The organism is Neptunitalea chrysea, assembly GCF_027924145.1.
Taxonomy (GTDB): Bacteria; Bacteroidota; Bacteroidia; order Flavobacteriales; family Flavobacteriaceae; genus Neptunitalea; species Neptunitalea chrysea.
Window position 1 is genome coordinate 111,195 of sequence record NZ_BRVP01000005.1, and the last position, 18,588, is coordinate 129,782.

Sequence of the window (18,588 nt, forward strand, 5' to 3'; positions counted from 1 at the left end):
TTAGGATTGCAAAGATGTCCTTAGGTTTAATGATTGTTGGTTAAAACTTTGTTAAAACACAAATGGATGGGATGTTAAAAAAAAACAGTCCTGAAATTTCAGGACTGTTTTTTATAATTGAACAATATTTGTACGAATACTATTGTAGTTGCAGAATACTAATAATTTGTTCTGCTAGCTCAACTCCAATTCTATCTTGGGCTTCATTAGTTGCAGCACCGATATGAGGAGTTAACGAAATTTTAGGGTTCATTAAAACTTTAATTGCTGGAGTTGGTTCGTTTTCAAAAACGTCTAATCCAGCAAATGCAACTTTATCACTTTCTATAGCATCAATTAAAGCAACTTCATCAATTACCCCGCCACGTGCAGCATTTACAATACCTACACCATCTTTTAATAGGGCAAATTCTTTAGAGCTTAATACATATCCGTCCTGAGCAGGAACGTGTAATGTAATAAAGTCAGCTAATTTAAAGATGTCTTCTAAAGGTTGTGTTTCAATCTCAACATTAATGAATTGACCATTGTAGAAATCTACTCTAACTTCAGATTTGTCTACAAACTTATCGGCAGCAATAACTTTCATTCCTAATCCTAGGGCGATTTTAGCAACTGCTCTACCAATACGTCCAAAGCCAACAATACCAATGGTTTTACCTCTAAGTTCTGTACCCTTTGCATACGCTTTTTTAAGTGCAGCAAAATTAGTTTCACCTTCTAAAGGCATGTTTCTGTTTGCATCGTGCAAGAAACGAACTCCTGTAAATAAATGTGCAAAAACAAGTTCTGCTACAGATTCTGAAGAAGCTCCAGGGGTGTTAATAACATGTAACCCTTTTTCACGTGCATAAGCAACGTCAATGTTGTCCATACCAACACCACCACGACCAATAATTTTTACTGATGGGCAAGTGTCAATAACATCTTTACGTACCTTGGTAGCAGAACGCACCAAGATTACATCAATTTGATGTTCGTTCACATAGTTAATTAATTGTTCTTGTGCTACTTTGGTTGTAATAACTTCAACTCCAACTTTTTCTAAGGCATCAATTCCACTTTGTGAAATTCCATCATTAGCTAAAACTTTCATTTTTTTGACTTATCTAATTATATTGTGTTTTCAAACTTTTTCATGGTTTCAACAAGTACTTCTACGCTTTCCAATGTTAATCCATTGTACATAGACGCTCTGTATCCACCTACACTTCTATGTCCGTTTAATCCATTAATGTTTGCTTCTTTCCACATTTTGTCAAATACTTCCTTATGACTTTCATCTACTAAGTTAAAGGTAGCATTCATAACAGAACGGTCTTCTTTAGTCGCAAAACCTGTAAATAATGGGTTTCTATCAATTTCGGTGTATAATAAATCAGCCTTTTGGTTATTCAATTTTTCAATTTCCTGAATACCGCCAAGGTTTTGTAACCAATCTAAATTAAGCATAGAAACATAAACAGCAAACACAGGAGGAGTGTTAAACATGCTATCCTTGTCTAAATGTACTTTATAATCTAGCATAGAAGGAATTGTTCTTGAAACTTTTTCTAAAACATCTTCTTTAACTACTACTAATGAAGTACCAGCAGGGCCTATATTTTTTTGTGCTCCGGCATATATTAAGTCGAACTTAGAAAAATCAAGTTGACGAGAAAAAATATCAGAACTCATATCACAAACTAACGGAATGTTAGTTTCGGGAAACTCTTTGTATTGAGTACCAAAAATAGTATTGTTAGAAGTACAATGGAAATAATCTGCATCTGAAGGTACAGCGTATCCTTTTGGTATGTAATTGTAGTTTTTATCTTTAGAAGAAGCTATTACTTCAATTTCACCAAATAATTTAGCTTCTTTAATAGCCTTTGAAGACCATGAACCTGTATCAGCGTAAACCGCTTTGTTTTCTAGAAGGTTGTAAGCAGCCATTAGGAATTGCATGCTAGCTCCTCCTTGTAAAAATAGTGCTTTATATCCTTTATCATTTAATCCTAAAAGTTCTAAGGCTAAAGCCTGCGCTTTATCCATTACCGCAATAAAATTCTTATCTCTATGCGAAATTTCAATAATAGATAAGCCCATATTATTAAAGTTAATCAAGGCCTCAGAGGCTTTTTGAAAAACTTCCTGCGGTAAAACACATGGTCCTGCACTAAAATTATGCTTTTTCATAAATCGTAACTTAAAATAAAAGTATTTGTGTTAATCAAACTGCAAAGGTGCTAAATATTGTTTTAATTAGTAATATAAAAACGATATTTTTCTAATATATTTTTAACAAGAAATCAACAGTGTCTATATTATCAGCGTATTCCCATAATTGCGGTTTTTGTGTTAATCCAAATCTCACTGTGGTTATTACAGAAACATTTCCAACCAAACACTGAATTTGATCTTTTTTGTTTGATAGATAGTTTCTTAGCTTGTTTAAGTCCTCGTATTCTTCATAAAAAAGTGTGGCTATAGGAGAGGAGAAGCTTTCGTCTTTTTTAAGCATTAAAAAGCCATTCTCAATCAATTTAAACAGACTCATTAAAAAAATAGCTTTGTTATAATCGTAATTATTAGCATATTTTTTCTCTTCAATAATTTCTTTATACGCATAAATAGCTTTAAAGAAAATATCGAAGTCATAATCTTTTGGAACAAATAGTTTCGAAACATTTCTGCATCCTAAACCATAATATCTAAAAATGTCTTCTCCCAGAGCTAGTAATTCTTCATTTGTTTCATGCCCCGTTAAAACTGCGGCCGAATTTCTATTTTTTCTAATGATACTAGGCTTGTCTTTAAAATAGTATTCAAAATAACGTGCTGTATTGTTACTTCCGGTAGCAATAACTGCATCAAAATGAGGAATACGTTCTGTTGTGAATTCAATCTTACCTTTAAATTCAGCTTCAATTTCCATTAGGTATTTTGCTAGAATAGGTAATAAGATGTTGTCACTTGTAGACTGTTTTATAATTGCCTTATGACCACTTATTAAAACAGATAAAAAATCGTGAAAACCAACTAATGGAATGTTACCCGCCATAATAATAGCGACACTCTTAGGCGTTTTGGTATTGACATCTTCTAAATTGTAGTTAGCAAGCCATTTAGTGATGTTTTCTTTAGTTAATACAGTAGACCAACTTTCACATGCAAATAGTACTTGCTCTTTGGTAAACCATGAGTTGTGTATATAAGCCATGTTGATTTGATCTGAGAACAAATCAAAAAATATTTCATTTTTTTCAATATTATTTTTTTTAATAATTCCTTTGTTAGAAAACTGACTTAAAAAGTTTCCTAATGTTGTAAAAGCATTGATCCTTGCATTAAAGTCCATAAAGGTTTGTTTTTATATTATAATGGCTTTATTTTTGTACAAATTTATGTAAAGAAAAAAATATGGCTATAATAATAACAGACGAATGTATAAATTGTGGAGCCTGTGAACCAGAATGCCCAAATACAGCAATATATGAAGGAGCAGATGATTGGCGTTATAGTGATGGAACACAATTAAAAGGAAGTATTGTGTTACCAGATGGTAAAGCTGCTAATGCAGACGATGCACAAACACCTGTTTCTGATGAATTCTATTATATTGTTCCAGATAAATGTACAGAATGTAAAGGTTTCCATGAGGAGCCTCAATGTGCTGCTGTATGCCCTGTAGACTGTTGTGTACCAGATGATGATCATGTAGAATCTGAAGATGTGTTACTAGCAAAACAACGTTTTATGCACCCAGAATAGTTTGGTGTAATGAGATTATATAAAAAAATACATAGGTAAGCCGCTTAACATTTCTGTTAAAGCGGCTTTTTTAATAACAAACCAACCATTTTCAGGTATTCTATTTTTAGATTTATAAAAAACAATTGTGTCTTGTTTCTCTAAGGTAACTTCTTTAGTTTTTTTTCAACCATTGTTAATTTCAATAGTAGTAACAGTGGTTTTTTCTGCAGTATTCTTTTTTTATGTTACTTAAAATTATTGAATCTCACATTTTTAGGCTTTTAAAACCATGTTAATAATGCTTACATGTATGTTAATGATTGTGGTTTGGTAAGTTAGCTTATTTTGGTTAGTACATTTTTTAATAAAGAAATGTATATTTGCGGCGACAAAAATTAAAAACATGAAAGCCGGAATCGTAGGATTACCAAATGTTGGTAAATCAACATTATTTAATTGTTTATCGAGTGCAAAGGCACAGAGTGCTAATTTCCCGTTTTGTACTATAGAACCAAACTTAGGAGTGGTAAATGTACCTGACGAGCGTTTGGAAAAACTAGAAGAATTAGTTGACCCAGAGAGAGTACAACCAGCTACAGTGGAAATTGTTGATATTGCAGGGTTGGTTCGTGGGGCAAGTAAAGGAGAAGGTTTAGGAAATCAGTTTTTAGGAAATATTAGGGAATGTAATGCTATAATACATGTATTACGTTGTTTTGAGAATGATAATATTGTACACGTAGACGGAAATGTGAATCCTATTAGAGATAAGGAGACTATTGATATTGAATTACAATTAAAAGATCTTGAAACTGTTGACAAGAGATTAGAAAAAGTTAACAGAGCTGCTAAGACAGGAGATAAAGATGCTCAAAAAGAGCAGGCTATTTTACTAAAGTTTAAAACAGCCTTAGAAAGTGGTATTTCTGCTCGTTCTGTAGAAGTAGATGAGGATGAAGCATTATTAATGAAAGGGTTTCAATTACTTACGGCGAAACCTATTTTATATGTTTGTAATGTAGATGAGGCTTCCGCTAAAGATGGAAACGATTATGTAGATCAGGTGAAAGAGGCAGTAAAAGATGAAAATGCCGAGGTTATTGTATTAGCTGTAGCTACAGAGGCAGATATAACCGAGCTCGAAACTTATGAGGAAAGACAAATCTTTTTAGAAGATATAGGACTGGATGAGCCAGGTGTTTCTCGTTTAGTTAGGGCAGCGTATAAATTACTTAATTTACAAACGTACTTTACAGCCGGTGTAAAAGAGGTTAGAGCTTGGACGGTAGAAGTTGGGGCAACGGCACCACAAGCTGCAGGAGTTATTCATACCGATTTTGAAAAAGGGTTTATTAGAGCAGAAGTAATAGCCTATAATGATTATGTTGCTTATGGTAGTGAAGCAAAGGTGAAAGAGGGTGGAAAAATGCGTGTAGAAGGTAAAGAATACATAGTTAAAGACGGAGACATTATGCATTTTAGGTTTAATGTTTAAATAACATAAGATTATTAAAATCGCCTATAAGGCGATTTTTTTTTACCCTGATATTAAATTAGCATTTAAATAATTATTACTAATATTGGCTTTGTTTCTATTGTAAATGATTGAAAGTTAAAGTTTTGTATTCTTTTAAGACACAGGGTGTATGAATAAACTCTATAATATTATATTTATCTTTTTTTTACTTTTTATAAGTACAACTTCTCTTGCAAATACATACCCAAAAGATTCTTTGAAAGTTTTATTAAACAAAGGGTATTATGAGTTTAGTCATAACGATTATCCTGAGTCTGTTAGGTTAGGTCGATTACTATTACAAAGATCATATGATAGTAATGATTTAGAATATGAGGCAGAAGCACTCTATTTATTAGCAATTAATGATGAGGCAGTTGAAGAATACGCAAGAGCTAAAGAAAAATATAATAAGGTTATTGAGATTGCAGAAAAACTTCGCGATACCTTATTTGTTATAGATGTGTACAATGGTTTAGGGAATATTGCTGCCGTTTATGATAATGACCATCAAAAATCTAGAGAGTATTATTTAAAGGCTCTTGAATTAAGCGATAAAATAAATAATACAGATAGAATAACTTTTATAATTAATCTGTGTTGGGAATATTTAGATGCAAAGGAATATAAGGAAGTACCTGCTTATTTAAAAGATTTACAGCAATATTTAGACGGTAATAAAACGGTTACAGACCCTTCTGATGCAGGGGATAAGTGTCATGTTTTTTATATTTTAGGAAGATATTATGCTGGTATTAAAGAGTTTGATAAAGGATCAGACTATTTAGATAAGGCTGTTGCCATTGCCAAGGAATTTGATTTGGACGAAGAAGAAGCTGATGCTTATAAAGCGAGAGCGGAGTTGTATATTGGATTGAATCGACCTGATAAGGCTTACAAGGCTTTGGAGGATTATATTTCGGCTTACAAGAAAAATTCAAAGCTTGCTATGTTAAATAAAATGCAGATTGAAGAAGTAAAGTACAAGCTGCAGGAATATGAGCGGACATTGGAGGTTGCTGAGAAGGAAAAGAAGTTAGCAGATTCTGTTGCAGCCTCAAAAAGTAAATTAAATACGGTTTATTTAGTTGTATCCTTTTTACTATTATTAAGCTTAGTTTTTATTTATAGAGAGAATCTGAGCAAGAAAAAATTAATCAAAAGTCTTCACAAAAACAATCAAGAGCTAGCTCTTGCTAAAAAACAAGCCTCTAAGGCGGCAGAAGCAAAAACTAATTTTGTATCTAATGTAAGTCATGAATTAAGAACTCCGTTACACGGTGTTATTGGTATAACCTCGTTGTTATTAGGAGAAAAAGAAATATCTGAAAAAAATAAGAGACTTTTAAAATCACTTAAGTTTTCTGGAGATTATCTCTTAAGTTTAATTAATAATGTGCTATTAATTAGCAAAATAGACAACAATAAAATTAAAATAATACCTAAGCCTTTTAAGGTTTCTTTTTTCTTTGAAAATTTAAAACATTCTGTTGAATATTCAGCAGTTAAAAAGAACGTAAAGCTCAATTTTTTAATTGGTAAAGATGTTCCTAAAGTAATTGTTTTAGATGAAAACATACTTTCTGAAGTATTAATAAATCTTATGGAAAACGCAATAAAATTTTCTCATAATGGGAATGTTTCTGTAGGTATAGAAAAGATCAGGAATAATGAAGATACCGTTGTTTTAAGATTTACGGTTTTGGATGATGGTATAGGAATACCTGAAGAACAAAAGAAACAGATTTTTCAAAAATTTTCCCAGCTTATAGAAAACCAAAGTATCATGGAAGGAGCTGGTTTAGGTTTATCAATAGTTAAAAGTCTTTTGGAACAGATGAATAGTGAAATTCATTTAGAGAGTAAGCCAAATCAAGGGGCTCGGTTTTATTTTGATGTAACTACAGATTTGGTAGCGGATACTAAAGAAGTAGATATAGATGATTTACAGGAAAAAAACGTAAACTTTAAAGGGAAAAAAATTATTTTAGTAGAAGATAATGAAATTAATAAACTTGTTTTAAAAAAGTTTTTAGATTGTTATGAAGTACAACTCGAAGTTTTTTCTGATGGTGATTCAGGATTTGAATCTATTTCAAGTAATAAGTATGATCTAGCACTTTTAGACATAAATATCCCCGGATTAAATGGTTACGAAATCACAGAAAGAGTAAGGAAGTTTGATAAGGAATTGCCAATAGTGGCTGTTACTGCATCTGAACTCACTGAAATAGAGGATTTTGCCTTTGAGGCGGGTATGAATGATATTCTTATAAAACCGTTCAATAAATCAAAATTATTGGAAATACTGAACAAATACCTATCTTAAAAGATATAAATTTGTTAATTATTTTGCTGCCAGTATACTTTTAATAGTAATTCATAAATAGTATATTAGCAACGCACATCCACAAAATCTCTACATTATTTATGGCGGAAACTAAGTATACAGAAGATAATATACGTTCGTTAGACTGGAAAGAACATATTAGAATGCGTCCTGGTATGTATATTGGGAAGTTAGGAGATGGATCTTCTGCTGATGATGGTATTTATATCCTTCTAAAAGAAGTACTTGACAACAGTATTGACGAATTTGTTATGGGAGCCGGAAAAACGATTGAAATTTCGGTTCAGGAAAGTAAAGTTACAGTAAGGGATTATGGTAGGGGTATTCCATTAGGAAAAGTAGTGGATGTTGTTTCTAAAATGAATACGGGAGGTAAGTATGATACTCGTGCCTTTAAAAAGTCTGTTGGATTAAATGGTGTTGGTACTAAAGCGGTCAATGCGCTTTCTAACTTTTTTAGAGTAGAATCTGTTAGAGATGGCCAGACAAAAGGTGCAGAATTTGAACAAGGAAATCTAATTAATGAAGAGGTAGTAACTGAAAGTAGTAAAAGAAAAGGAACTAAGGTAACGTTTATCCCAGATCCGCAAATCTTCAAAAATTATAGATTCAGACATGAATATATAGAGCGCATGCTTAAAAATTATGTCTATCTTAATCCTGGGTTAACTATTGTATTCAATGGTAAGAAATTTTATTCTGAAAATGGTTTAAAAGATTTATTACTGGATAATAACAATGAAGAAGATTTCTTATATCCTATAGTACATTTAAGAGGAAATGATATAGAGGTTGCCATAACGCATAGCAGGTCTCAATATTCTGAGGAGTATTACTCGTTTGTGAACGGACAAAATACCACACAGGGAGGAACACATTTAACAGCGTTTAGAGAGGCTTTGGTAAAAACTATTAGAGAGTTTTATGGTAAAGCTTACGATGCCTCAGATATTAGAAAGTCGGTAATTGCGGCTATTTCCATTAAAGTGATGGAACCTGTTTTTGAAAGTCAGACCAAAACTAAGTTAGGTTCTACAGATATGGGTGGTAAACTACCAACCGTACGAACTTATATTAATGACTTTGTAAAAACCTATTTAGACAACTTTTTACATAAGAACCCTGAAACTGCTGAAAAATTACAGCGAAAAATAATTCAGGCGGAGAAAGAACGTAAAGAGTTATCAGGAATTAGAAAATTGGCTAAAGAACGAGCTAAAAAAGCAAGTTTACACAATAAAAAATTAAGAGATTGTAGGGTTCATTTACCAGACTCTAAAAAAGATAGATATTTAGAATCTACTTTGTTTATAACAGAGGGAGATTCCGCATCTGGTAGTATTACTAAATCTAGAGATGTGAATACGCAAGCGGTGTTTAGTTTACGTGGTAAACCTTTAAATACCTATGGTATGTCTAAAAAGATTGTGTATGAGAATGAAGAGTTCAATTTACTACAGGCAGCATTGAATATAGAAGAGTCTATGGAAGATCTTCGATATAATAATATTGTTATAGCAACCGATGCCGATGTAGATGGTATGCACATTAGATTATTATTAATAACGTTCTTTTTGCAGTTCTTTCCTGAAATTATAAAAGAAGGGCATTTGTATATTTTACAAACACCTTTGTTTAGAGTTCGGAATAAAAAGGAAACCTATTATTGTTATAGTGAAGAAGAAAAGCAAGAGGCTATGAATAAATTAAGAGGGAAACCTGAAATAACCCGATTTAAAGGTTTGGGAGAAATTTCGCCAGATGAGTTTAAGAACTTTATTGGTGAGAATATAAGGTTAGATCCGGTGATGTTGGATAAGGCAACCACAACAGAAGAGTTGTTAAGTTTTTATATGGGGAAAAATACTCCAGACCGACAAGAATTTATTATTAACAACCTGAAGGTAGAACTTGATATCATTGAAAAATCATAATAAGTAAACCCTTTAAGGGTGTTTTAAGTCCTAAAAAAGAATCGATCATAAATATTGTTTATACTACTAAAAATCCTTTTGAAAGTAACCAATGAGTAACGACCAACCTGAAGAATTAAATCCTGAAGAGAATTCTAATAAAGAGGAACAGCAAGATGTTATAAAACGTATTACCGGTATGTATAAAGACTGGTTTTTGGATTATGCTTCTTATGTAATTCTGGAACGTGCTGTACCCGCTATAGAAGATGGTTTTAAGCCTGTACAACGTAGAATTATGCATTCCTTAAAAGAGTTAGATGATGGTAGGTACAATAAGGTAGCAAATATTGTTGGGCACACTATGCAATATCACCCTCACGGGGATGCTAGTATTGCCGATGCTATGGTACAAATTGGTCAGAAAGATTTATTGATTGATACTCAGGGAAACTGGGGTAATATTCTAACGGGTGATGGTGCTGCAGCATCGAGATATATTGAAGCAAGACTGTCTAAGTTTGCTTTAGAGGTTGTGTATAGTCCTAAAATTACCGAATGGCAGTCTAGCTATGATGGTAGAAAAAAGGAGCCTATTAACTTACCTGTGAAATTTCCATTATTGCTAGCGCAAGGAGCAGAAGGAATTGCCGTAGGTTTGTCTACTAAAATACTACCACATAATTTTAATGAATTAATAGAGGCCTCTATTAAACATTTAAAAGGAAGAAGTTTTGAGTTGTATCCCGATTTTCCTACAGGAGGAGTAATAGATGTGTCTAATTATAACGATGGTGTACGTGGCGGAAAAGTTAGGGTACGTGCAAAAATTAATCAGTTAGATAAAACCACATTGGTTATTAATGAGATTCCGTTTTCTACAACAACAACATCATTAATAGATTCTATTCTTAAGGCAAATGATAAAGGAAAAATAAAGATTAAGAAGATAGAAGATAACACTGCTGCAGAAGTTGAAATTTTAGTGCATTTGCCTAATGGAATATCTCCAGATAAAACGATTGATGCGTTATATGCCTTCACAGCATGTGAAAGCCCTATTTCTCCGTTGGGTTGTATTATTGATGATAATAAGCCATTGTTTACAGGGGTATCTGAGATTCTGAGAAGATCAACTGATAATACCGTTCTACTACTGAAACAGGAATTGGAGTTTCAGTTAGGGGAGTTTGAAGATCAATGGCATTTTGCTTCTTTAGAACGTATTTTCATAGAAAATAAAATATATCGATTAATTGAAGAAGAAGAAACTTGGGAAGGTGTTATAACTGCTATTGATACTGGTTTAAAACCTCATATTGCTCACTTAAAAAGAGCAGTAACCGCAGACGATATTGTAAAACTTACCGAGATTAGAATTAAGAGAATTTCGAAGTTTGATATTAATAAGGCACAACAAATCATTGAAGCTTTAGAGGCTAAGATTGCTGAAGTAAAATATCATTTGGAGCATCTTATAGACTTTGCTATAGATTATTTTAAAAATCTTAAGAAAACCTATGGAGCCGATAAAGACCGTAAAACCGAGATAAAACCTTTTGATAATATTGAAGCTACAAAAGTAGTTATTAGAAATAATAAGCTATATGTTAATAGAGAAGAGGGCTTTATAGGAACCTCTTTAAAACGAAATGAATACGTTACCGATTGTAGTGATATTGATGACGTAATTGTATTTACCGAAGATGGTAAAATGCAAGTGACCAAAGTAGCTGACAAAACCTATATTGGAAAAAACATTATACACGTAGCTGTATTTAAGAAAGGTGATAAACGTACTACTTATAACATGATTTATAAGGATGGTAAAAACGGAGCCTCTTTTATAAAACGCTTCAATGTAACAAGTGTTACTAGAGATAGAGAATACGATTTAACGCAGGGTAAACCAGTAAGTAGAGTGTTGCACTTTACGGCAAATCCTAACGGAGAAGCTGAAATAGTAACAGTGCACTTGAGAGCAGTGAGTACTGTTAGATCGTTAAAATGGGATGTAGATTTTTCAGATATTTTAATTAAAGGAAGAAGTTCTAAAGGAAACATAGTATCTAAGCACAATGTAAAAAGGGTAGACTTTAAAGAAAAAGGGATATCTACGTTACAACCTAGAAAAATTTGGTTTGACTCAATTGTGAAGCGTTTGAATGTAGATGGCAGAGGAAAATTATTAGGTGAGTTTAAGGGAGAAGACAAGTTACTAATTATGAGAAAGAATGGACTAGTCAAAACTGTATCTCCTGAGTTGACACTGCACTTTGATAATAATATGGTTATTCTTGAAAAATGGGTGAAAAATAAGCCCGTTTCTGTGATTTATTTTGATGGAGAAAAGGAACGTTACTATCTGAAACGTTTTTTAATTGAGAATGAAAATAAAGAAGAGCTTGTAATTACAGAGCATCCTAAATCTACCATGGAAAAGGTTTCTACGGATTGGAGACCAATGGCTGATATAGAATTCTATAAGCCTAGAGGAAAAGATCCTAAGCCTAATCTTACGGTAGATATGGAAGACTTTATTGCTGTAAAAGGTATTAAGGCATTGGGGAATCAATTGACCTTAGATAAAATAAAAACCATAAATATGTTGGATCCGTTACCTTATGAGGAGCCGGAGGAAAAAGAAGAAGAAAAAGATACTGATGACGGACAGGTTGATTTGTTTTAATTCGATAAATTAAATGTAGTACTTAGAAACCCTGTCTATAAATAAAATGAAGCTTCATAAACTACTTCTTGTAAGAAACGGGAAGTAGTTTATAGTTTTAACGTTTAGTTAGATAGATTGTAGATACAGCTAAATCTTAGTGAAGTATACTCAAAATCTCTTAACCCTTTTTGAAATCTGACATCAAAATTAAACCTTGAATTAAAGGTACTAGTAAGGGTAGCTCTATAGACCATCGGATGATCGTCATTTCCTATATATCCTTGATAACCTCCTAAGGCATTTGTAAACTTAACTTTTTTCATATTGGTATCTAAACCAATTCCATAGAGTAAACAATCGTTTTGTCTAAAAACAGTATGAAAGGTTTGGTATACATATAACCCTGTAATACCATGGGGTCTGATACTTTCTATAAAGCCATTAGTTTGGTATGTTTTTCCTAAAGAAAAATAAAACGAATATCCTGGAGTATCGGTATATCTCATTCCTCTTAAGTTAGACCCCGAAGCCGTTTTAAGATTTATAGATAAAACAACGTCAGGCCAAAATTTATGGTTTTCCAACAGCTGAATATTGGTTGCTATGTGTACATCGCCAGTAGCAGTTCCTTGAGCGTCATAATCCATTGCTTTTCTAAGATCTCGGGTAATGGTATCCATTTTGTAGTGTTCGTAAGGTACCATATTAATACGTAAACCAGCTTTTTTACTAAACAAGGGAACATATACTTCTAAATAACCATTTTGTGTATCATCACCTTTGCTAAAATGAACTTCTGAACCAGCTTTAATATAACTTTTTTCGGGTAATTTACCATTTAATATTTTTGGCACAGGTAATGCATTAGGTCCCATATAAGCGGGCGAAATAGGCAATAACTTTGTATAATCACCAGAATAGTTGTACTGATCATACCACCATTGGTATTCACCGTGTTGAGCATACATTTTTAAAGAGCATAGTAACAATAAGAAAGCAATTATAAATTGTTTAAAAATTGTATTCATAGATTATTTTAGAATAGGTTAGGTAACTCGAAGATAGTAAAACAAGAAATGCCGTGCTATATAAATTAGAAAAAACGCTAGTTACTAGATAATATCTATATGAAATGTAATGAGACTTATCTCGAAATAGAAATGCAATGCTTACTAAAAATGTTTCGTGTGGCTTGCCTCGAAGTAGTTTACTCATCATCTAATTGCAATAATTTGTGCTTTATTCTATCGTTAATATTAACTTTTGAGTTTTCAAAAACAAAGATTGTTGTACCAGATTCTCTCGCATATGGATTGGTTATTGAATCGGCTATATATGATTTTTCGAAAAAAGGACTTGTCTCTTCAAATTCATTGCCTTTATTCTGTGCACTTTTTATTCTTATAAAATGATGATACTTGGTTTCAAGATTAAACCAATTAATGTAATCGGCTTCAAATGAATTAGCTATAACTCTGTGTTTAGTATAATAGTTTATGGCTCCTGCCTGTCCATAATTGTCACATAGGATTAAAGTAGTCTTTGGGTTTGGCATTTGGTTATAAACTTTTTCAACTTTATTTGCTAATTCTTTCCATCCAAGCATGTCTGCGTAATCTTGTGGAATGTCATGATCTTTTCCGTCTTCCCAACGTAGCATACCATAGTTTTTGTATACATCTTTATGTTGTTTTATATAGGAAGCAGGTTTATTAGGAAAAGCAATGGAGTACATAGGAATAAAAAGTAGTATTGGGCATGCTATTAATATGGGTATTGCTAGTTTAAATCTTGTTTCTTGTAATACATTAACTAAATAAACAGATCCAAATGCAATATAAATAGGGTATAGACCTATAGCATAGTAATCTTTCGCTTTTAAATAGGTGAATAGAGCTAACGTAAATACAAATGAGAAAAATAAAAACCTATATTTTTTAAATGGATGATATAGTATTAATGCAATTAATCCGGCTAGTAGAACAATAGTAGAGCCGAGAAAGAAAAAAAGTTGACCAGACAAGAAGTCAAATCTATTCACATGAATTAGTTGTGTTGAGGCTAAAATTTTCATGTGAGTAATGACCGGAAAGTTATTTACGTATTGCCAATAAATATTGGGTGCAATTAATATTATGACTATTATAGCTGCAAAATATATTTCCTTTTTGGTGAATATAATTCTTGTTTTAGTTAATACTAAGGCAGGTATTAAAGCAATTACTAAAAACAAAATATTATATTTATTTAGTAAGCCTATAGAAAATACTATAGCAGCAAAATAAATGTATTTTACTCGTTCTGTTTTAACATAAGAAATGATAAAGTAAAATAAAGCTGTCCAGCTTAAAACATCTAAAGAGTTTGGTTGGTATAATGTGTTAAGTCTTAATAAAGCAGAGAATAGAACACAGCTAGCCCCTAGTACCATGGCATAGATAGTACCATTAAGCTTTTTAATGGTTTTCCATACAACTACTATTGTTAAAGCTCCAAAAAGTGCAGGAAAGAACTTTACCCACAACTCGCCATTACCTAACCAACTAATAAGTAAAGATATTATTGAAGTTATTGGGGGTACAGATGCAAACCCTAAGGCTAGATGATTGGCTTGGTCTAGATGAAGAAACTCATCACGATGTAATTCATATTCTGGTGCGATTAAGATATATTGAAGTAAAAACTTTACGATAATAATTCCTAACAATAGTAATGTTTCCTTTTTCATTAAGTGGATATTGAGTAATAATAGACTAAAAAGTAATAAAAAAGTTACAACTTTTTAGTGTCTAAAAATAACGCATTTTTTATTACAACGTTATAATTCTGATAAAAATCATAGTTTTAAAACCATTGCATTGGCCTATGTAAATTGGTACTAAAACAGTGGTACTTTTGAATTGAAACTAACTAACAGCATAACCATAATGAACAGGTTATTTTTATGTATAAGCCTATATTTTGTAGCACAAAATATAGGCTTTTCACAAGCTGAAACAGCTGAACTATACCATGATAAATCCATAGCAAAATCTGTTAGATTAAGCATAGGAATAGGTCATGCCCATATAAAAAAGGGAGTTCAATATGATGATGATGGAATTTCACTTGCCTCATTTTATTTTGATGCAGATTATTGGGTTTCTAACAGAGTTGCAGTAGGATTACAAACCGATTTGATTTTAGAGGATTACCTTGTAGAGCATTCTGAAGAAGACAGAACTTTTGAACGTAACAGTCCTATTGCTGTTGTACCAGTAATGGTATATCGTCCTTTAGAGCATTTTTTGGTAATAGGAGGGTATGGCGTTGAGTTTTCTGAAGGAGAGAGTTTTTCGATGGCTAGAGCAGGAGTAGAGTATGGTATTGAATTACCAAAGAAATTTGAATTTGGAATATCATTGATTTATGATGTAAAATTAGATGCCTATGATACTTGGGTATTTGGTGTTGGGATCAGTAAATTTTTTGGAGGTAAAGATGAACATGTAGCTCAGGATGAACAACTTAATGGTTTAACCTCTTTATAGTAGCTTTTTTTATAAGCTTAAATGCCCAATTATAGTGACTAGAACAATTAGATCTTATATAGGTTGCTAAACAGGATGTACCTATCCATTTATATATTTTTTTTTTAAATAACTCAGTATCGGTATGATTTTTTATGATTGTAATCATGCCGATATGGGTTATATTTAATTTCTCTATAATATCTTCTAGACGATGGTTTTGATAGTTTTCCCATATCTTTTGGTTTAGCTGTTCTGTTTCTCTCCATGAAAAATATTCATCTGGCATTTTAGGTATTTTACCTTGCATTCCTATTTCATACCATTTAAAAAATAGGGTATGCCAATGATATAAATGCGCCAATACATCTCTAATGTTTCGATTCATAGTACCTTCAGGAAATTCCTTATTTTTAAGTTCTTCAGGTAGACTTGAGATATATGTCATTAAATTCTTGTAGTTGTCTTTACTTTGCTGTAACAGTTCTGTTTTATTTTTAGGTACTGCCATGGTTTATTTTGAAATGAGTTTTTTTATTAAAACAATTTGGCCAAGGTGGTAATATGCATGTTCTATAAGTCCGTTTATGTTTCTTAAATAATCACCATATGCTATATTAAAAAAGGGTTTGGTAAAATCGCTTTCTGAAAGTTCTTCAATTTTAGAAAGTAACCTTTCTGTTTGTTTCCAAAAGTTAGTTAGCAAATTTTCCCATTCATCTTGGTTATTAATCTTTGGTAGGTTAAAACTGTGTTTGTCTTTAATAGTTAATTTTCCAGTATTAAAATACGCTAAAATACCTTCAATATAATAGGATATATGAAAAGTGAGTTCTGCAATAGAATTTAGATTGTTGTATTTATAGATGGCAATTTTATAATCAAGGTTGGTTAACTGATCTTTGTAGTTAGTATTGGCAATCCAGGTACCATTTAATATTACTTGACTTAATCTACTTGCTAGTTGTTTACTACTTAAACTCATGGATGTTCAATTTTAATACTGTTAAAAAAATGATAAACAGATTTTCTATATTAAATAGGCAAAAAAAAAATCATTTTTTTGTGTTGTTCTTATAAAGATTCAAGAATATAAAAGTACTGAATTATAAAACTGATAGAAAATTGGTGTCATAATTTAGATTATAAGATTTCATTATTAATAATTTGTTTGTACCTATTACTTTGTGTAAGTTTGGCAGTATGAAAACGATGATCAGGTTATTAATTAGTAGTTATTTGCTTCTAGTGGGATTTATTTCTCATGCAGAAAATCTATGTATTAATGACACTGTCTTATCTGTTAATAAAGTAACAGATGCATACATTGAATTTTCATCAGACAGTTTTAACCTACAGCGATTTGTAAAAACATCAGACCTTTCTTCCGGTCTTGAAAAGTATATAGAACTTACTGAAAGTGAAGAGCAAGAAGAAGAGGTAGCTGAATGCCATGGAATTAATTTTCATAATTGTTATGTTCAGCCATTTTATGCATATCTTTTCGATTATTATGGGATTACTTCATTAAAGAAAAAGTCCTATTTCAGTAAGTATTCAGAAATTGTACCTTCTACTAAATGGTACGTCGTATTCGGTGTTTTCAGAATATGATTAAAAATCTTTAAGAAGTTATTTTCCTATAACTTCTAACAGCCCTTAATGTTTTAATAATAGTTTAATGAGTCAGTTATAATAATTGGATTCTTTCTATTGTTTTAAGCTACGCGGGTATTTCTATTACAAAAGCATTTTTAATACAACTTTTCAAAACCAAAATCGCTTAAAAAGCAAGATTATTATGAAGAAAAACCTCATGATTATGAGCTTAGGTGCATTATTATGTTATGCCACGAGCTGTACCTCTAAAAAAGAAGTAGAAAAAGAGGAAAAAACAAGTTATCTGGTAACTAGTCCTGTTAAAATGGATACACTCGTTACAGAAGATTATGTGTGTCAGATTCGCTCTATTCAACACATTGAATTAAGAGCACAAGAGAGAGGATATCTTGAAAAAATTTATGTTGACGAAGGTCAGCATGTTAAAAAGGGAGAACTACTTTTTAAAATAATGCCTTCAGTATATGAAGCCGAATTACAAAAGGCTCAGGCCGAAGCTGATTTTGCAAGAATTGAATATGATAATACTAAAAAGCTTGCGGACGGTGATGTAGTAGCACCAAATGAATTAGCTATGGCCAAAGCCAAATATGATAAGGCGAAAGCAGAGTTGGCATTGGCTCAGGTTCATTTACAATTTACAGAAATACGTGCACCATTTGATGGAATCATTGATAGATTTCATGTAAGATTAGGAAGTTTAGTAGACGAAGGTGAGTTACTTTCTAGTTTGTCTGATAATAGTAATATGTGGGTATATTTTAATGTACCTGAAGCAGAGTATTTAAATTTAAAAACACAGATTGATAAAGATAATCCTATTAAAGTAAACTTGTTAATGGCTAATAATAAGGTATTCAACTACACTGGAGAGGTTGAAACCATTGAGGCAGAGTTTAACAATGAAACTGGTAATATTTCTTTTAGAGCTACTTTCCCTAATCCAGATGGTTTATTAAGACATGGTGAAACAGGAAATATCTTGTTACCTGTTAATATGGATGATGCTATTATTATTCCTCAAAAAGCAACTTTTGAAGTACTTGACAAAAAATATGTTTTTGTGGTAGATAATGATAATGTGGTTAAAACAAAAGAGATTAGTGTAAATCAGGAGATGGAAGATTTGTATGCAGTTGGAGACGGATTGGGTACAAAGGATAAAATTCTTCTGGAAGGTATTAGAAAGGTAAGAGACAATGATAAGATTGACTATACCTATGAAAAACCTGAGAAAGTTATATCTCATTTAAAACTATACGCAGAATAAATCA

The 18,588-nt window shown here is 31.9% G+C and carries 15 protein-coding genes; 8 read left to right on the forward strand and 7 right to left on the reverse strand.

Annotated elements, in window-relative coordinates; genetic code table 11:
• Window positions 1-139 precede the first annotated feature (139 nt).
• The 3 genes from NBRC110019_RS04835 to NBRC110019_RS04845 form a co-directional block, all read right to left on the reverse strand.
• Window positions 140-1,096 carry a D-2-hydroxyacid dehydrogenase gene (locus NBRC110019_RS04835; protein ID WP_281752950.1) on the reverse strand — a complete coding sequence of 319 codons (957 nt, stop codon included), beginning with the start codon at window positions 1,094-1,096 and terminating at the stop codon, window positions 140-142.
• 17 nt (window positions 1,097-1,113) lie between these two features.
• Window positions 1,114-2,178, reverse strand: a complete 1,065-nt coding sequence (gene serC / locus NBRC110019_RS04840; RefSeq protein ID WP_281752952.1) for a 3-phosphoserine/phosphohydroxythreonine transaminase — start codon at window positions 2,176-2,178, stop codon at window positions 1,114-1,116.
• 91 nt (window positions 2,179-2,269) lie between these two features.
• Window positions 2,270-3,340 carry an acyl-CoA reductase gene (locus NBRC110019_RS04845; RefSeq protein ID WP_281752955.1) on the reverse strand — a complete coding sequence of 357 codons (1,071 nt, stop codon included), beginning with the start codon at window positions 3,338-3,340 and terminating at the stop codon, window positions 2,270-2,272.
• A 62-nt stretch (window positions 3,341-3,402) separates the two neighbouring features.
• Here NBRC110019_RS04845 and NBRC110019_RS04850 point away from each other — a divergent pair, with 62 nt between their 5' ends.
• The 5 genes from NBRC110019_RS04850 to NBRC110019_RS04870 all read left to right on the forward strand — a co-directional run bounded on the left by NBRC110019_RS04850 (window position 3,403) and on the right by NBRC110019_RS04870 (window position 12,203).
• A complete protein-coding gene (locus NBRC110019_RS04850) occupies window positions 3,403-3,753 on the forward strand; it encodes a 4Fe-4S dicluster domain-containing protein (RefSeq protein ID WP_281752957.1) in 351 nt (116 codons plus the stop codon).
• A gap of 385 nt (window positions 3,754-4,138) precedes the next feature.
• Window positions 4,139-5,230 carry a redox-regulated ATPase YchF gene (gene ychF / locus NBRC110019_RS04855; RefSeq protein WP_281752960.1) on the forward strand — a complete coding sequence of 364 codons (1,092 nt, stop codon included), beginning with the start codon at window positions 4,139-4,141 and terminating at the stop codon, window positions 5,228-5,230.
• 238 nt (window positions 5,231-5,468) lie between these two features.
• Entirely contained in the window at window positions 5,469-7,580 is a 2,112-nt protein-coding gene (locus NBRC110019_RS04860) for a tetratricopeptide repeat-containing hybrid sensor histidine kinase/response regulator (RefSeq protein ID WP_281752962.1), read from the forward strand.
• Between the two features lie 101 nt (window positions 7,581-7,681).
• The gene (locus NBRC110019_RS04865; RefSeq protein WP_281752964.1) at window positions 7,682-9,535 is read left to right on the forward strand and encodes a DNA topoisomerase IV subunit B; all 1,854 of its coding nucleotides are present in this window, start codon (window positions 7,682-7,684) and stop codon (window positions 9,533-9,535) included.
• Window positions 9,536-9,626: 91 nt separating this feature from the next.
• Window positions 9,627-12,203, forward strand: a complete 2,577-nt coding sequence (locus NBRC110019_RS04870) for a DNA gyrase/topoisomerase IV subunit A (RefSeq protein ID WP_281752967.1) — start codon at window positions 9,627-9,629, stop codon at window positions 12,201-12,203.
• Between the two features lie 104 nt (window positions 12,204-12,307).
• On the opposite strand, the gene NBRC110019_RS04875 is transcribed toward NBRC110019_RS04870, so the two are convergent.
• Together NBRC110019_RS04875 and NBRC110019_RS04880 are read right to left on the reverse strand one after the other, a co-directional pair.
• Window positions 12,308-13,213 carry a hypothetical protein gene (locus NBRC110019_RS04875; RefSeq protein ID WP_281752969.1) on the reverse strand — a complete coding sequence of 302 codons (906 nt, stop codon included), beginning with the start codon at window positions 13,211-13,213 and terminating at the stop codon, window positions 12,308-12,310.
• A gap of 179 nt (window positions 13,214-13,392) precedes the next feature.
• Window positions 13,393-14,913, reverse strand: coding sequence for a glycosyltransferase family 39 protein (locus tag NBRC110019_RS04880; RefSeq protein ID WP_281752971.1), 1,521 nt, complete (start codon window positions 14,911-14,913; stop codon window positions 13,393-13,395).
• A 199-nt stretch (window positions 14,914-15,112) separates the two neighbouring features.
• Between NBRC110019_RS04880 and NBRC110019_RS04885 the strand changes: the two genes are divergently transcribed.
• A complete protein-coding gene (locus NBRC110019_RS04885) occupies window positions 15,113-15,715 on the forward strand; it encodes a hypothetical protein (RefSeq protein WP_281752973.1) in 603 nt (200 codons plus the stop codon).
• Here the strand turns inward: NBRC110019_RS04885 and NBRC110019_RS04890 are convergent.
• Together NBRC110019_RS04890 and NBRC110019_RS04895 are read right to left on the reverse strand one after the other, a co-directional pair.
• On the reverse strand, window positions 15,693-16,205 hold the full coding sequence (locus tag NBRC110019_RS04890; RefSeq protein ID WP_281752975.1) for a ClbS/DfsB family four-helix bundle protein: 513 nt from the start codon (window positions 16,203-16,205) through the stop codon (window positions 15,693-15,695). The two genes, NBRC110019_RS04885 and NBRC110019_RS04890, sit on opposite strands and share 23 nt — an antisense overlap.
• 3 nt (window positions 16,206-16,208) lie before the next feature.
• Window positions 16,209-16,679 carry a DinB family protein gene (locus NBRC110019_RS04895; protein ID WP_281752977.1) on the reverse strand — a complete coding sequence of 157 codons (471 nt, stop codon included), beginning with the start codon at window positions 16,677-16,679 and terminating at the stop codon, window positions 16,209-16,211.
• A gap of 218 nt (window positions 16,680-16,897) precedes the next feature.
• Between NBRC110019_RS04895 and NBRC110019_RS04900 the strand changes: the two genes are divergently transcribed.
• Window positions 16,898-17,308 (forward strand): hypothetical protein, encoded by a 411-nt coding sequence (locus NBRC110019_RS04900; RefSeq protein WP_281752979.1) that lies wholly within the window; start codon window positions 16,898-16,900, stop codon window positions 17,306-17,308.
• A gap of 187 nt (window positions 17,309-17,495) precedes the next feature.
• A complete protein-coding gene (locus tag NBRC110019_RS04905; protein ID WP_281752982.1) occupies window positions 17,496-18,584 on the forward strand; it encodes an efflux RND transporter periplasmic adaptor subunit in 1,089 nt (362 codons plus the stop codon).
• Window positions 18,585-18,588: the final 4 nt, after the last annotated feature.

Excerpts from the sequence above, each read along its gene's own strand:
- NBRC110019_RS04835 (WP_281752950.1), bottom strand. The coding sequence starts at position 1,096 with ATGAAAGTTTTAGCTAATGATGGAATTTCACAAAGTGGAATTGATGCC.
- serC (WP_281752952.1), bottom strand. The coding sequence starts at position 2,178 with ATGAAAAAGCATAATTTTAGTGCAGGACCATGTGTTTTACCGCAGGAA.
- NBRC110019_RS04845 (WP_281752955.1), bottom strand. The coding sequence starts at position 3,340 with ATGGACTTTAATGCAAGGATCAATGCTTTTACAACATTAGGAAACTTT.
- NBRC110019_RS04850 (WP_281752957.1), top strand. The coding sequence starts at position 3,403 with ATGGCTATAATAATAACAGACGAATGTATAAATTGTGGAGCCTGTGAA.
- ychF (WP_281752960.1), top strand. The coding sequence starts at position 4,139 with ATGAAAGCCGGAATCGTAGGATTACCAAATGTTGGTAAATCAACATTA.
- NBRC110019_RS04865 (WP_281752964.1), top strand. The coding sequence starts at position 7,682 with ATGGCGGAAACTAAGTATACAGAAGATAATATACGTTCGTTAGACTGG.
- NBRC110019_RS04870 (WP_281752967.1), top strand. The coding sequence starts at position 9,627 with ATGAGTAACGACCAACCTGAAGAATTAAATCCTGAAGAGAATTCTAAT.
- NBRC110019_RS04875 (WP_281752969.1), bottom strand. The coding sequence starts at position 13,213 with ATGAATACAATTTTTAAACAATTTATAATTGCTTTCTTATTGTTACTA.
- NBRC110019_RS04880 (WP_281752971.1), bottom strand. The coding sequence starts at position 14,913 with ATGAAAAAGGAAACATTACTATTGTTAGGAATTATTATCGTAAAGTTT.
- NBRC110019_RS04885 (WP_281752973.1), top strand. The coding sequence starts at position 15,113 with ATGAACAGGTTATTTTTATGTATAAGCCTATATTTTGTAGCACAAAAT.
- NBRC110019_RS04890 (WP_281752975.1), bottom strand. The coding sequence starts at position 16,205 with ATGGCAGTACCTAAAAATAAAACAGAACTGTTACAGCAAAGTAAAGAC.
- NBRC110019_RS04895 (WP_281752977.1), bottom strand. The coding sequence starts at position 16,679 with ATGAGTTTAAGTAGTAAACAACTAGCAAGTAGATTAAGTCAAGTAATA.
- NBRC110019_RS04900 (WP_281752979.1), top strand. The coding sequence starts at position 16,898 with ATGAAAACGATGATCAGGTTATTAATTAGTAGTTATTTGCTTCTAGTG.
- NBRC110019_RS04905 (WP_281752982.1), top strand. The coding sequence starts at position 17,496 with ATGAAGAAAAACCTCATGATTATGAGCTTAGGTGCATTATTATGTTAT.